The organism is Ralstonia sp. 24A2 (genome assembly GCF_051783885.1).
Classification (GTDB): Bacteria; Pseudomonadota; Gammaproteobacteria; order Burkholderiales; family Burkholderiaceae; genus Ralstonia.
Window position 1 is genome coordinate 1,571,584 of record NZ_JBPVZD010000002.1, and the last position, 13,148, is coordinate 1,584,731.

The 13,148-nt window shown below is 65.1% G+C and carries 14 protein-coding genes; 8 read left to right on the forward strand and 6 right to left on the reverse strand.

Annotation, left to right across the window (positions count from 1 at the left end; all coding sequences use genetic code 11):
- The first annotated feature begins 12 nt into the window (after positions 1-12).
- Positions 13-2,130: a TonB-dependent siderophore receptor gene (locus ACS13N_RS12295; RefSeq protein ID WP_438931915.1), complete on the forward strand. Its 2,118-nt coding sequence runs from the start codon at positions 13-15 to the stop codon at positions 2,128-2,130.
- Between the two features lie 23 nt (positions 2,131-2,153).
- Positions 2,154-2,873 (forward strand): hypothetical protein, encoded by a 720-nt coding sequence (locus tag ACS13N_RS12300; RefSeq protein WP_438931916.1) that lies wholly within the window; start codon positions 2,154-2,156, stop codon positions 2,871-2,873.
- A gap of 295 nt (positions 2,874-3,168) precedes the next feature.
- On the opposite strand, the gene ACS13N_RS12305 is transcribed toward ACS13N_RS12300, so the two are convergent.
- The 3 genes from ACS13N_RS12305 to ACS13N_RS12315 form a co-directional block, all read right to left on the reverse strand.
- Positions 3,169-3,918: a slipin family protein gene (locus ACS13N_RS12305; RefSeq protein ID WP_438931917.1), complete on the reverse strand. Its 750-nt coding sequence runs from the start codon at positions 3,916-3,918 to the stop codon at positions 3,169-3,171.
- A gap of 20 nt (positions 3,919-3,938) precedes the next feature.
- Complete coding sequence (locus tag ACS13N_RS12310; protein ID WP_438931918.1) at positions 3,939-5,351, reverse strand: NfeD family protein; 1,413 nt, start codon at positions 5,349-5,351, stop codon at positions 3,939-3,941.
- Positions 5,352-5,412: 61 nt separating this feature from the next.
- Complete coding sequence (locus tag ACS13N_RS12315) at positions 5,413-6,333, reverse strand: LysR family transcriptional regulator (RefSeq protein ID WP_438931919.1); 921 nt, start codon at positions 6,331-6,333, stop codon at positions 5,413-5,415.
- 145 nt (positions 6,334-6,478) lie between these two features.
- On the opposite strand from ACS13N_RS12315, the gene ACS13N_RS12320 reads away from it, so the two are divergent.
- From ACS13N_RS12320 to ACS13N_RS12345, 6 genes are all read left to right on the forward strand, one after another.
- Positions 6,479-7,672, forward strand: coding sequence for a YbfB/YjiJ family MFS transporter (locus tag ACS13N_RS12320; protein ID WP_438931920.1), 1,194 nt, complete (start codon positions 6,479-6,481; stop codon positions 7,670-7,672).
- A gap of 75 nt (positions 7,673-7,747) precedes the next feature.
- Positions 7,748-8,533 (forward strand): class II aldolase/adducin family protein, encoded by a 786-nt coding sequence (locus ACS13N_RS12325; protein WP_438931921.1) that lies wholly within the window; start codon positions 7,748-7,750, stop codon positions 8,531-8,533.
- Positions 8,534-8,568: 35 nt separating this feature from the next.
- Positions 8,569-8,757 (forward strand): 4-oxalocrotonate tautomerase, encoded by a 189-nt coding sequence (locus ACS13N_RS12330; RefSeq protein WP_199028596.1) that lies wholly within the window; start codon positions 8,569-8,571, stop codon positions 8,755-8,757.
- 33 nt (positions 8,758-8,790) lie between these two features.
- The gene (locus ACS13N_RS12335; protein ID WP_438931922.1) at positions 8,791-9,828 is read left to right on the forward strand and encodes a threonine aldolase family protein; all 1,038 of its coding nucleotides are present in this window, start codon (positions 8,791-8,793) and stop codon (positions 9,826-9,828) included.
- A gap of 15 nt (positions 9,829-9,843) precedes the next feature.
- Positions 9,844-10,425: an NUDIX domain-containing protein gene (locus ACS13N_RS12340; protein WP_438931923.1), complete on the forward strand. Its 582-nt coding sequence runs from the start codon at positions 9,844-9,846 to the stop codon at positions 10,423-10,425.
- Between the two features lie 47 nt (positions 10,426-10,472).
- On the forward strand, positions 10,473-10,700 hold the full coding sequence (locus tag ACS13N_RS12345) for a sulfurtransferase TusA family protein (RefSeq protein WP_021195565.1): 228 nt from the start codon (positions 10,473-10,475) through the stop codon (positions 10,698-10,700).
- Positions 10,701-10,768: 68 nt separating this feature from the next.
- On the opposite strand, the gene sorB is transcribed toward ACS13N_RS12345, so the two are convergent.
- The 3 genes from sorB to ACS13N_RS12360 form a co-directional block, all read right to left on the reverse strand.
- Entirely contained in the window at positions 10,769-11,113 is a 345-nt protein-coding gene (gene sorB, locus ACS13N_RS12350) for a SorB family sulfite dehydrogenase c-type cytochrome subunit (RefSeq protein WP_438931924.1), read from the reverse strand.
- Positions 11,114-11,123: 10 nt separating this feature from the next.
- Positions 11,124-12,374 (reverse strand): SorA family sulfite dehydrogenase catalytic subunit, encoded by a 1,251-nt coding sequence (gene sorA / locus ACS13N_RS12355; protein ID WP_438931925.1) that lies wholly within the window; start codon positions 12,372-12,374, stop codon positions 11,124-11,126.
- A 117-nt stretch (positions 12,375-12,491) separates the two neighbouring features.
- Complete coding sequence (locus ACS13N_RS12360; RefSeq protein ID WP_438931926.1) at positions 12,492-13,124, reverse strand: LysE family translocator; 633 nt, start codon at positions 13,122-13,124, stop codon at positions 12,492-12,494.
- Positions 13,125-13,148: the final 24 nt, after the last annotated feature.

Genomic DNA, 13,148 nt, shown 5'->3' on the forward strand with positions numbered 1-13,148 from the left:
ACCTTGCCTGCGATGACCCGCCGTCTTTCGGCCCGCGCACTGCCGTGCGCGCTTGCCGCCATTCCTCTTGCTGCCTTGCTCACCGCCACGTTGGCGCGTGCCGACGACACCCAACCCGCCGGCAATCACGCCAAGGTGGACCTGGACGAAACCACCGTCACCGCGCGCAGCCAACGCGGCTTTGCGGCCAGCACGGCGGAGGTGGGCGCATTCCGGGGGATGGCGTTGCGCGACATCCCGGCTACGGTGAACGTCGTTACGCGCGAGGCGCTCGACGCGCAGCAGGACACGTCGTTGTTCGATGCGCTGCGCAACACGGCAAGCGTGACGCGCCAGCAGCTCTCCGGCGAGACTTTCGACAACCTCGCCATCCGCGGTGTGACGATGGAGAACCGCACCAACTTCCGCTTCAACGGCTCGATGCCGATTGCGGCGCTCACGGCCATCCCGCTGGAAGACAAGGAGCGCGTGGAGGTGCTCAAGGGCGTATCGGCGCTGTACTACGGCTACACCACGCCGGGCGGCGTCGTGAACCTCGTCACCAAGCGCGCGGGCAACACGCCGGTCACCACGCTGGGCGTGCAGTTCGACAGCAACGGCTCGATCGTCAGCACGCTGGATGTCGGCCGCCGCTTTGGTGAAGACAACCAGTACGGCATCCGCTTCAACGCAGCCGGCGGCTCGCTGCAATCGCCCACCAACGGCATCGATGGCACGCGCCAGCTCGGGGCCGTGGCCTTCGACTGGAAGGTCAACAGCCGCTTGAGCCTGAAGGCGGACGTGGAATATTCACGCAAGGTCATCACCGAGCAAGCGGTGGTGACCTTGCCGGCCGCCAAGAACGGCGTCATCACGCTGCCGGCCATGCCGGACCCGACCAAGCGCATCGCGCCGGGCTGGGCCGACTTTGACGGCAACAACACCAACGCACTGCTGCGCGCCGACTACGCGCTCACCGATGCGTGGTTGCTGACGGTGGAGGGTGGCATGTCGGAAACGGCACGCTCGCGGGCGTTCAATGAGTTCCGGATCACCAACCCGGTGACGGGCGCAGGCACCATCTCCGGCAATCGCCAGAACGGCCGCTGGAACACCAGCCATCTCCGCGCTGATATCTCTGGTACCGAGAAGACGGGCTGGATCACGCACGATCTGACCTTTGGCGTGGCGCGTTCCGACATGCGTCAGGCGGCCGTGTATTCCGATCGTTTCTCCGGCGCGCAGAACCTCTACAACCCGATCGACCTCGGTTGGCTGCCGACCACCGGCAACAGCTTTACCGCCGAACAGCGCGCCGTCGACACGGGCATCTATGCGATGGACCGCATGACGCTGTCGGAGCACTGGCAGGTGATTGCCGGCCTGCGCTACACGCGCTACACCAGTGAGCAGGCGCCCAACCGCTACGAGGCCAGCAAGACCACGCCGCTGGGTGCGGTCATCTACAAGTTCACGCCCACGCTGTCGGCGTATGCCTCGTACGCGCAAGGCTTGGAGGCCGGGGCACGCGCGCCGAACACGGCTGCCAATGCCAACGTGGCGATGCCGCCAGCCCTATCCGAGCAGAAGGAAGTGGGCGTGCGCTATGAAACGCCCGCCGGTACGCAACTCGCTGCCGCGGTGTACGACATCGACCGTGCCGCCAGCTACACCAACGACGCAAACCTCTTCGTGCAGGACGGGCGCGAGCGCATCCGTGGTGTCGAGCTGACCGCGCAAGGCCGCGTCACGAAAGACCTGTCGCTGCTGGCCTCCGCCGGTTGGACGGACGCCAAGTTCCGCGGTGTCGGCAACGGCCTGAACGGCAACACGCCAGAGAACACGCCGCGCAGCACCGCCAGCGTGTTTGCGGAATACACACTGCCGATGCTGCGCTCCGTGTCATTCAACGCCGGTGCGTACTACCTCGGCCCGCGCCCCGTGAACGATGCCAATCAGGCCGAGCTGGGTGGCACCACGCTGTTCAGCGCAGGCGTGCGCTACGTCACGCGCATCTCGGGCAAGCGCACCACGCTGCAGTTCAACGTCGACAACTTGACCGACAAGCGCTACTGGGGCGGTGCGGGCAACAACCGCCTGTCGATGGGCGCGCCGCGCCTGTTCAAGCTCGGCATGAAGATCGACCTGTGATGATGTTTTCTGGAGTGCAACGCATGCAATCGCTGCTTCGTTTCTGCGCCATCGCCTGGATGGCATTCGCTTTCTCGCAACCGGCTGGGGCTGACACGTTGCCCGAGTCTGGAAAGACAGCGGGTAAGACCGTCCTGATGGTCGTGCGCATGCAGGGCAAGAGCCTGCCGATCGACAGGCAGATCGTCGCGCATCTCGAATCGCGCGGTTACGCCGTCACGCTGTACGACCAGTACCAGCCGGCAGAGCGCGCCAAGGATTTCGACCTCGTCGTGCTGTCGTCCACCGTGCGCTCGCGCGATCTGCTGGGCGCGTATCGCAACGTGCCTGTACCGCTCATGACGTGGGAGAACGACCTGCTCGACGACCTGGCCATGACCGGCAAGCGCCTCGGCACCGACTTCGGCGCGGTCGAGAAGGAACACTACCTGTGGATGGTCAACGCGCCGCATCCGCTCTCAGGTGGCGTGCCGGCCGGTGTGGCTGTGGGCTATGCCAAGGACGCGCCGATGGGCTGGGGCAAGCCGGGCCTGGGTGCCAACATCATCGCCAGCGTGGCCGGTGATCCGAACAAGGCCGTGATCTTCGGCTACGAGAAAGGCGCGACGATGGACTACGAAACGCTCGCCCCGGCACGCCGCGTGTTCTTCTTCCTGGACAATGAAACCTTCCCGAACTTGACGCCCACGGGGCGCAAGCTGTTTGATGCGGCGATTGATTGGGCAGTAGCGGGCGGAAAATGAGTCGAGTGCCTGTCAATGGCACCAACATTTGCGTCCAGATGGTTTGGCCGTACCTGCCCTATGCGGCGCCTTGAATTTCTGTGAGCGGGCGGAAAAAGGAAGGAGGCTTGTCTGAGCGCAGCGAGTTTGCCTCCTTCCCCGCACGGTCACATAAATTCAAGGGGAAGTCGCCGCATCGGGCGCGCCTTTCTTTGCTTACTTTCTTTGGCAAGACAAAGAAAGTGAGTCAGCCCCGGCAGGGGATGAAACAAGGGATGCACCACCAGACTCAATCAATGGAGGTGCAACTTAAGCGTTAGGCCTTCTTTACCGCCCCCAATATCTCCATCGGCAACGGAAACACGATCGTCGAACTCTTGTCACCAGCAATCTGCGTAAGCGTCTGCAGATACCGCAGCTGGATGGCCTCAGGCTGCTGCGCCAGCATGCGCGCCGCCTCCAGCAGTTTTTCCGAAGCCTGCAATTCCCCCTCAGCATGAATGACCTTGGCCCGCCGCTCGCGCTCGGCCTCAGCCTGGCGGGCAATCGCGCGAATCATCGATTCATTCAGGTCCACATGCTTGATCTCCACGTTGGCGATCTTGATGCCCCACGGGTCGGTCTGGATATCAAGCACCTTCTGGATATCGAGGTTGAGCTTCTCACGCTCGGCCAGCATTTCATCCAGTTCGTGCTTGCCGAGAATGGCCCGCAGCGTGGTCTGTGCAAGCTGGCTGGTTGCCTCCAGAAAGTTGGCCACCTGGATGATCGCGCGCTCCGGATCGACCACCCGGAAGTACACCACCGCGTTGACTTTGACCGACACGTTGTCGTGCGAGATTACATCCTGCGGCGGTACGTCCATTACCACGGTGCGCAGGTCCACGCGCACCATCTGTTGGATGGCCGGCACAATCAGCACCAGCCCCGGCCCCTTCACACGCCAGAAGCGGCCCAGCAGAAACACCACGCCGCGCTCGTACTCGCGCAGCACGCGAAACGACGAAATGATCAGCAGCACGGCCAGAAAGATCAGGCCGCCTGCGCTGAAGAATCCATAGAGCATTTTTCTTCTCCTGAGGATGGCTAACCCGCAGGCACGACGTCGAGCGTGAGCCCATGTCGCGCCGTCACGCGTACACGGTCACCCCGTGTCAGACGGCCTGTGCAATGCACACGCCAGCGTTCGCCATGAACCTGCGCCCAGCCTGCTGCGGGGTCGTTGGGGTCGGTCGGATCGAGTTCCAGCAATTCGCCCGTCATGCCGATGATCGTGTCGCCGCCGGCCACTGTCGGCCGCCGGCGCGCGCGTACCGCCATGCTGGAGAGGAGCAGGATCACCGTCAGGCTCACGAAGGCCATCGACACGATCAACGGCAGCGGCACGCCAAAGCCTGGTGTCTGCGTATCGATCAACATCACCGCGCCCAGGATGAACGCGACGATGCCCCCCACGCCCAACGCCCCAAACGTCGGCAGGAACGCCTCGGCCACCATGCAGCCGAGGCCGAGCGAGATCAACGCCAGCCCCGCGTAGTTGATCGGCAGCATCTGCAGCCCATACAGCGCCACCAGAATGCACATCGCCCCCAGGATGCCCGGCACCACCATGCCCGGTGTCGAGAACTCGAAGATCAGCGCATACACGCCCACCGTCAGCAGCAACAGCGCGAGGCTCGGGTCGGTGATCACGGCGAGGAAGTGGTTGCGCCAGCCCGGCTCCAGCGTCACGGTCTGGGCGCCTGCGGTGCGCAGCGTGACGGGGCCGGTGGCGGTGCGCAGCGCACGGCCATCCACCTGCTTGAGCAGGTCGGGCACATCGCTGGCGATCAGATCAATCACGCGCTGGTTTGCGGCTTCGGATGCGTCCAGGCTCACGGCTTCGCGGACAGCGCGTTCGCCCCATTCGGCGTTGCGGCCGCGCAGTTGTGCCAGGCCCCGGATGTACGCCGCCGCATCGTGCATCTGCTTGCGGGCGAGGGTGTCTTCGTTGCTCGACGTGGTGGCTGGGCCGGTAGGGGCTGCAGGCGCGCTGGCCGGGTTGGCCGTTGGGTTCGTGGGGTTGGGTGAGGGACCGGACGGCGCGTGCCCACCAACGCCGATCGCCACCGGCGACGCTGCCCCCAGGTTGGTGGCCGGCGCCATCGCGGCGATATGGCAGGCGTAGAGGATGTAGGTACCGGCACTGGCCGCGCGCGCACCACCCGGCGCAACATAACCTGCCACCGGCACCGGAGAGGCGAGGATGGCCTGGATGATCTGCCGCATCGACGCATCCAGCCCGCCCGGCGTATCCATCTGCAGCACCACGAGCTGTGCGCCTTGCTTGCGCGCGTCTTCCAGCCCGTGCACGACATAAGCCGCGCTAGCCGGCCCGATGGCACCCGTGAGCGGCAGTATCACGACCGGCGCCGATGCCAGCGCGAGGCAGCTCCACGCGGCGGTCAGCACGCCCGCCATCCATGCCATGCACTGTGCTGCACGAGACGACCGTCGCATGACAGCCTCCGTTGGTGACCGCCTTTGTTGTTAGACCGGCGGCAGGGTCTGTCTATCCAGTTTAGGCGGCGATGGCTTCACCGGCGGCGGTCGTGGCCAATGCGTTTGCCGTGGCATGCGGCTCGCTCAGCACCTGCACCAGTGCCTGCAGCGCTGGCCCCGCCATGTCGCGATGCCACGCCAGGATCGTGTCGACGCGGCCGGGTTTGTTGAGTGCGTGGATGCTGATGTCCGGCGCGTTCGTATACAGCTCCAGCACCGAGCGCGGTACCAGCGCCACGCCAATCCCTGCTGCCGCGCACGCGATGATGGCGTGATACGACCCCAGCTCCAGCACGCGTGACGGCACCACACCGTCGGCCTCAAACCAGTCTTCGATCAACTGCCGATAGGCACAGCCGGACTCAAAGGCGAGCAGGGCAGGGGTCTGCACATCGGCAGCGCGGCGGATTGGCGGATGCGCGCGGTGGGCGATCAGCACCAGCTCTTCGGTAAAGGCAGGCAGTGTCGTGAGCGCGGCGCGCGTGTTGGTCAGGCAGGCGGTTTCCGCAACGAAGGCGCAATCGACTTCAAAGTTCGACAGCGCCTGGATCGACTGGCGCGTGGGCATGGTGACCAGCTCCAGCTGCACGCGCGGCCAGCGCTGGTGCAGCGTGGCGAGCAGGCCGGGCAGGCGGCTGGCGGCCGTGCTTTCCATCGAGGCAATGCGCAGGCGGCCATGCGGCTCGCGCGGCTGCACGGCCTGCCGGGCTTCGGCGGCCAGGCGGAGGATGTCGTCCGCATAGGTCAACAGCGTCTGGCCGGCAGGCGTGAGCACCATGCGCTTGCCCTCGCGCACAAACAATTGCACGCCCAGGGACGTTTCCAACTGGCGGACGCGCGTGGTCACGTTCGACTGCACGCGGTGCAGTTGCTGGGCTGCCCGTGTGACGCCGCCTTCGCGCACAACGGTCCGGAAGATTTCAAGCGAGGCCAGATCCATGATGCATCTCAAACGCTAATAGATTTGTTCAATATAATTCATTTTTAAGAATGCACCGCGTTGCGTACGATGAGGTACCGATCTCCCCCGTCCGGGTATCACCATGCAATCCGCGCTGTCGTCCTCGTCTACCACTTCATCCTCAATGTCCGTCGCACATGACACGCGCGGCACAGCTTGGCGCGTGGCGATTGCGGGCATGGTTGCGCTGTCGGTGGCGATGGGCATCGGACGTTTCGCTTTCACGCCGATCCTGCCGATGATGCTGCATGACGGCAGCGTCACGCTCACGCAGGGGAGTTGGCTGGCAACGGGCAACTACCTGGGCTATTTCCTGGGCGCGCTGGCTTGCATGGCGGTGCGAGGCGATGCGGCGCGGCTGATCCGCGTCGGCCTGATCGCCACGGTGCTGCTCACCGCAGGGATGGGCGTGCTGCAAGGCCAGCCGGCGTGGCTTGGGCTGCGCTTTGCGGCCGGCATGGCGAGCGCACTGGTGTTCGTGTTCACCGCAGGCTGGTGCCTGCACAAGCTGACGGAACTGGGGCACGCGGCGCTGGGCGGCATCATCTTCTGCGGGCCGGGCCTGGGCATCGCCATTCCCGGTCTGGCGGCCAGCGGCATGGTGGCACTGGGGTGGCATGCAACGTCGGCATGGATTGCATTTGGCGTGTTGTCGGCGCTGCTCACCGCGGCAGTGTGGTCGACCATCCGACCGGAAACGCGTCCGCATGCGGCGCCCGCAGCGGCTGCAGCCGGCGCCGCACCGGGCCTTGATGCGCCCACCACCGCCATTACGCTTGCCTACGGTCTGGCCGGTTTCGGCTACATCATCACCGCCACCTTCCTGCCGGTGATCGCGCGCAAGGTGCTGCCAGCCGGTTCCATCTGGCCCGATCTGTTCTGGCCCATGTTCGGCGCGGGTGTGGCACTGGGCGCGTTCCTCTCCACACGGATCAGCCTGGCGCGCGACAACCGTTCGCTGCTTGCCACGGCGTATGCCATGCAGGCGGTTGCCGTGGCGGTCAGCATCGTCTGGCCCACGGTGGCGGGGCTGGCGCTGTCCAGCACACTGCTTGGCCTGCCATTCACAGCGATCACGCTGTTTGCCATGCGCGAGGCGCGTCGCCTGTGGCCGCATGCTGCGCCACGGCTGATGGGGCTGATGACGGCCGCCTACGGTATCGGCCAGATCGTCGGGCCGCCGCTGGCGAATCGGTTGTTTGCCGCCACGGGTGGCTTCAGTGCATCGCTGGCGGTGGCGGCGGTGTCGCTGGTGGTGGGCGTGATGATCTTCATCGTGGTCAAGCGCGCTTCTCCTCTCTCGCCCGTACGTGCGTGATGGACAGCATGTAGCGCAGGTCGCCACGCGATTTGCGCGCACGTTCTAGAATGCCTCCTCCATTGGAGGAGCCCCATGTCTTTTGCCCTGCGCCCCGGTGCCGTTGCACCTGGCGGCGAGATCAGCGAAGCCGAGCGCACCGTACGTGTTGACCTGGCCGCCGCCTATCGGCTGGCTGCGCTCAACGGCTGGGATGACCTGATCTACACCCACCTGTCGGCCACCGTTCCTGGCGAGCCGGATCACTTCCTCATCAACGCCTTCGGCCTCGCGTTCGACGAGATCACCGCATCCAATCTGGTGAAGATCAACCGCGCTGGCCAGCTCGTCGGCGATTGGCCCGATGCCGCCAAGCGGCCGTCCGTGAACGTGACGGGTTTTGCGCTGCATGCGGCCGTGCACGCCGCGCGGCCCGATGCGCATTGCGTCATCCACCTGCACAACACGGCGGGCATTGCCGTGTCGGCGCATAAGCACGGGCTGCTGCCGCTGTCGCAGCATGCGCTGCGCTTCCACAAACGTATCGCGTATCACGACTACGAAGGCCTCGCCTTCACGCCGGAAGAGGGCACGCGCCTGACTGCGTCCCTCGGCCAGCAATTCGCCATGCTGCTGCGCAACCACGGCACGCTCACCATCGGCCGTACCGTGGCGGAGGCCCACGTGCTGATGGCCACGCTCATCAAGGCGTGCGAGATCCAGATCCAGGCGCTGACCGGTGGCGAGGTCGTCTCGCCCGCGCCGCAGGTGGCCGACCGCGCTGCCGAACAGCTCGAAGATGGCGGCGCCATCGAAGGCGTGATGGAGTGGCCGGCCCTGTTGCGCAAACTGGATAAAATTGACCGTTCATATCGAGCCTAACCAAGCGGCTCACCAATGACTCACCAAGGAACACCATGCCGACTTTCCATATCGAGATGTTTGAAGGCCGCACCGTTGAGCAGAAGAAGAAGCTCGTCGAGGAAGTGACGCGCGTCACCTGCGAAACCCTGGGCTGTGCACCGGGCGCCGTCGACATCATCATCAACGACGTCAAGCGCGAGAACTGGGCGACTGGTGGCGTGCTCTGGTCCGAACAGAAGTAACGTCCTCCTCCACATCACTCGCCGGCCCGCCCCATGCAGCACTTCGCCTCCGACAACTACGCGGGCTTCTGCCCGGAATCGCTGAAGTACTTCCTGGAAGCCAACGGCAGCGGCCACGAGCCCGCCTATGGCGATGATTCCTGGACGCAGCGCGTGTGCGATCGCATTCGTGACCTGTTCGAGACCGACTGCGAAGTCTTCTTCGTCTTCAACGGCACGGCTGCGAATTCGCTGGCGCTGTCATCGCTGTGCCAGTCGTATCACTCGGTCATCTGCCACGAGCTGGCGCATATCGAGACGGACGAGTGCGGCGGCCCCGAGTTCTTCTCCAACGGCTCCAAGCTGCTGACCGCCAAGGGCGAGAACGGCAAGCTCACGCCCGACGCGGTGGAAGCGCTGGTCACGCGCCGCTCCGACATCCATTACCCGAAGCCCAAGGTCGTCTCGCTCACGCAGTCGACCGAGGTGGGCACGGTCTACACGGTGGACGAAGTACGCGCGATTGCGGCGATCGCCAAGCGCCGCCAGTTGCGCGTGCACATGGACGGCGCGCGCTTTGCCAATGCGGTGGCGTCGCTCGGTGTGCATCCGTCGGAAATCACCTGGCGCGCGGGTGTGGATGTGCTGTGCTTCGGCGGCACGAAGAACGGCTTGCCGGTGGGCGAGGCGGTCGTCTTCTTTGATCGCCGCCTGGCGGAAGATTTTGCGTATCGCGTCAAGCAGGCGGGGCAACTGGCGTCGAAGATGCGGTTCATCTCCGCACCGTGGCTGGGTCTGCTGGAGAACGACGTGTGGCTGCGCAACGCCCGCCACGGCAACGCGATGGCGCAACTGCTGCACTCGCGCATCGTCGATGTGCCCGGCGTGCGCATCATGTTCCCGACCGAATCGAACGCCGTGTTTGCCGAACTGCCCGTACCCGCCATCGAAGCACTGCGTGCGCGTGGCTGGAAGTTCTACACGTTCATCGGTGCGGGCGGCTGCCGTCTGATGTGCTCGTGGGATGTGCAGCCCGAGACGGTGGAAGCCTTCGCCGCCGACATCCGCCAAGCCTGCGAACAAGTCGCCTAACCCCACTTCACCGCCATGAGCTTCGACTACCGCTTCTGCCCGCAATGCGCCACGCCGCTCGTCGAGCAGCACAACGCCGGCCGCCTGCGCATTGCATGTCCGGCGCCGGACTGTGGCTTTGTGCACTGGAACAACCCGCTGCCGGTGCTGGCGGCGGTGGTCGAGTATCGCGGGCAGATGTTTCTTGCGCGCAATGCCGTGTGGCCCGAGGGCATGTTCGCGCTCGTCACCGGGTTCATGGAGCGCGACGAGACGCCCGAAGCGGGCATCGCGCGTGAGCTGAAGGAAGAGACCAACCTCGATGCGCAATCGATCTCGCTCATTGGCGTGTACGAGTTCATCCGCAAGAACGAGCTGATCATCGCGTACCACGTGGTGGCCGACGGTGAGATCGCGCTGTCGGAAGAGCTGGTCGAGTATCGTCTGAAGCCGTTCGAGAAAGTGCGTCCGTGGACGGCCGGCACGGGGTATGCCGTGGCCGACTTCCTGACGTCGCGCGGCCTGCCTGTCAGCTACATCGACATCCGCACCGGCGAACCTGCCGAGCCGCCGGCGAGGCAGTGGCAGCCTACGCGGCTCGTTACAATAACGGAATGACTGACGCGAGCGGCATCAGGCTGCTCGCCCGCACCCCAGAGGAAGACATGGAGTTCCAGAAGGAAGTTGACGCACGCGGCCTGAACTGCCCGCTGCCCATCCTGCGCACGAAGAAGGCGCTTGCCGACATGCAAAGCGGCGACGTGCTCAAGATTCTTGCCACCGACCCGGGCGCCACGCGCGACTTCCAGGCGTTCGCCAAGCAGACCGGCAACGAGCTGCTGGAGCACAGCGAGCACGACAAGGTCTTCACGTTCTACATGCGCCGCCGCTGATCCGGCCGCGTGTTGAACACAAGCGGGGCCGAGCGGGGCGATTCGGGTTTGGCCGGATCGCCCCGTTGTCATTTGGCGGGGCTGGCTTGCGGGCGTTCGGCGCCGTAGGTCTTCACCAGGTAGTCGACCATCGCCGGGATGTCTTCCTCCGGAAACGGTGCGCCAAAGGGCGCCTTCATCTTCTTGACGGTGGCTTCCCAGTAGCTGCGCGGCAGCGTTGGCGGTTGCGTCTGCACGTACTGCGCGGCGTGGCAGATCATGCAGTTCTGCAGCACGAGCCGATAGCCGGGCAGGTCGCTCGGCTTGTATTGCGCGGTTTCGGGTGGCAGCGTGACGTCCAGCGCGTGCGCGGCCGCGGTGCCGAGCAGCATGGCTAGCGCGAGGCCGGTGCGTAGCGTGTTGCGATCGAACATGTCGGCCTCCTCACGCAACGGTCACACGCGTGGTTTCCACCACGTTGCGCATATAGCCGGGCGGATTCCACAGCGCGGTCATCGGCTGGCTCTGACCGACGCGATTGATTGCGCGCACCTTCAGTTCATAGGTACCGCGCCGCGTGGGTTTGAACGGCGCCCGCCATTCGCGGAACGAGTACTTGCCCAGGTCTTCGCCCAATTGCGCTTCTGCCCACGTGCGCCCGCCATCGGAGGAGAACGCCACCTCGGTAATACCGTAGCCGCCGTCGAAGGCGATGCCGCGCACGATGTGCTCGCGCCCGGCGGCAACGGTCGCACCGTCGACGAGGCTGGTGATGAACGAGCGCACGTTGAAGCGGCCGATCGGCGCCGTCTTCGCGGGTACGGTGCCCGGCGCCACGCAGGCGCAGGCGTTGTCGGGAATGCGATAGGCCGCGCGCATCCAGAACCCATCAAACGCTTTGTCCACGACCTGGATGCTTGAGAGATGCTTGACCCAGTACGTGCCGTAGTGACCCGGCACGATCAGGCGGATCGGGTAGCCGTTGAGCATGGGCAGGTCGGCGCCGTTCATGGCCCAGGCGATCATGACCTCGCCGTCGAGCGCGTGGTCGATCTCCAGCGCCTTGATGAAGTCAGGGCTCTTGGCATCGGCCAGCGGAGGATGGTCGAGGCCGTCGAACACGACCTGTACGCTGCCTGCGCGCACGCCGGCCTTGTCGAGTACCTGCTTGAGCGGCACACCCGTCCAGCGCGCATTGCCCATCGCCCCGTTGGAGAGCTGCCCGCCGCCAACGCGTGGCTGGAAGTAACCACGCCCATTGCCCGAACACTGGTTGACGGCGACGATCTCGCGCGGTTCGCCCAGCGCCTTCAGATCTGCCAGTGACAGATCGAGTGGCGCGTTGACGTTGCCGCCCACCTGCAGGCGATACGTCGCGGGGTCGATCGAGGTGGGAATGCCGGCCCAGTGGTAGCGCACGAAGAAGGCATCGTTGGGCGTGATGGCGCCGTCGTTGAACACCGCGAACGGCGTCTCCAGTTGCGGCGGACGGCTGGTCAGCAGGATCAGCGGACGCTTCTGCGGAAAGGCCACCAGTTCGCGCACGCCGTTGTCGAAGGGCAGGGTGATGCTGCTTGCGGTGGCGGCCAGCGCGGTCAATGCCGGATGGCCAAGCGCAGTGCTGGCACCGAGCGTGCTGAGGGCTTTGAGTACGCCGCGCCGCCGGGCGCGTTGCTGCGGATCATCAGGGTGCATGCCGTCGTCTCCTTGGAGTCACCTCACGGTATCCAAGGACATGGCGGCAGGCATGTCAATCAGGGTTGTCGGTGGTGACGATGGTGCGCCGCAGTGCCCAGCGCACCACCGAATGTCTTACTTGCGCGCTTCCATCGCCATACGCAGTGCCAGGCTGGTCAGCACCGAGCCCATCAGGTAGCGCTGAATCGACAGCCAGCTCGGCTTGCGTGAGAGGAACGCCGCAATGCTGCCGGCCGTGGCGGCAATCATCGAGTTGACGGTCACGCTCACGCAGATCTGCGTGATACCGAGGCAGACCGACTGCACCAGCACGCTACCGTGCGCGGGTTCGATGAACTGCGGCAGCAGCGACAGATAGAGCACTGCCACCTTCGGATTCAGCATGCTGGTCAGCAGGCCCATCGTGTACAGCTTGCGGGGGCTGTCCACCGGCAGCTCACGCACCTGGAACGGCGCGCGGCCGCCCGGGCGCACGGCCTGCCAGGCGAGATACAGCAGATAGATCGCGCCGCCAAAGCGCAGCACGTCGTAGGCAAGGGGCACCGTCATCAACAGCGCTGTGATGCCGAACGCCGCGCACAGCATGTAGAACACGAACCCGGTGGCAACGCCCGTGAGCGAGATCAGCCCCGCATTGCGCCCCTGGCAGATCGAACGTGAGATCAGATAGATCATGTTCGGGCCGGGCGTGAGCACCATGCCGAGCGCGACCAGGGCAAAGGTGAGCAGGTTGGAGAGGGTGGGCATGGTAGGAGCCTGCAGGCGGGGATG

What these genes read in the sequence shown, in the direction of transcription:
- ACS13N_RS12295 (WP_438931915.1), top strand. Translation starts at nt 13, where the DNA reads ATGACCCGCCGTCTTTCGGCCCGCGCACTGCCGTGCGCGCTTGCCGCC.
- ACS13N_RS12300 (WP_438931916.1), top strand. Translation starts at nt 2,154, where the DNA reads ATGCAATCGCTGCTTCGTTTCTGCGCCATCGCCTGGATGGCATTCGCT.
- ACS13N_RS12305 (WP_438931917.1), bottom strand. Translation starts at nt 3,918, where the DNA reads ATGCTCTATGGATTCTTCAGCGCAGGCGGCCTGATCTTTCTGGCCGTG.
- ACS13N_RS12310 (WP_438931918.1), bottom strand. Translation starts at nt 5,351, where the DNA reads ATGCGACGGTCGTCTCGTGCAGCACAGTGCATGGCATGGATGGCGGGC.
- ACS13N_RS12315 (WP_438931919.1), bottom strand. Translation starts at nt 6,333, where the DNA reads ATGGATCTGGCCTCGCTTGAAATCTTCCGGACCGTTGTGCGCGAAGGC.
- ACS13N_RS12320 (WP_438931920.1), top strand. Translation starts at nt 6,479, where the DNA reads ATGTCCGTCGCACATGACACGCGCGGCACAGCTTGGCGCGTGGCGATT.
- ACS13N_RS12325 (WP_438931921.1), top strand. Translation starts at nt 7,748, where the DNA reads ATGTCTTTTGCCCTGCGCCCCGGTGCCGTTGCACCTGGCGGCGAGATC.
- ACS13N_RS12330 (WP_199028596.1), top strand. Translation starts at nt 8,569, where the DNA reads ATGCCGACTTTCCATATCGAGATGTTTGAAGGCCGCACCGTTGAGCAG.
- ACS13N_RS12335 (WP_438931922.1), top strand. Translation starts at nt 8,791, where the DNA reads ATGCAGCACTTCGCCTCCGACAACTACGCGGGCTTCTGCCCGGAATCG.
- ACS13N_RS12340 (WP_438931923.1), top strand. Translation starts at nt 9,844, where the DNA reads ATGAGCTTCGACTACCGCTTCTGCCCGCAATGCGCCACGCCGCTCGTC.
- ACS13N_RS12345 (WP_021195565.1), top strand. Translation starts at nt 10,473, where the DNA reads ATGGAGTTCCAGAAGGAAGTTGACGCACGCGGCCTGAACTGCCCGCTG.
- sorB (WP_438931924.1), bottom strand. Translation starts at nt 11,113, where the DNA reads ATGTTCGATCGCAACACGCTACGCACCGGCCTCGCGCTAGCCATGCTG.
- sorA (WP_438931925.1), bottom strand. Translation starts at nt 12,374, where the DNA reads ATGCACCCTGATGATCCGCAGCAACGCGCCCGGCGGCGCGGCGTACTC.
- ACS13N_RS12360 (WP_438931926.1), bottom strand. Translation starts at nt 13,124, where the DNA reads ATGCCCACCCTCTCCAACCTGCTCACCTTTGCCCTGGTCGCGCTCGGC.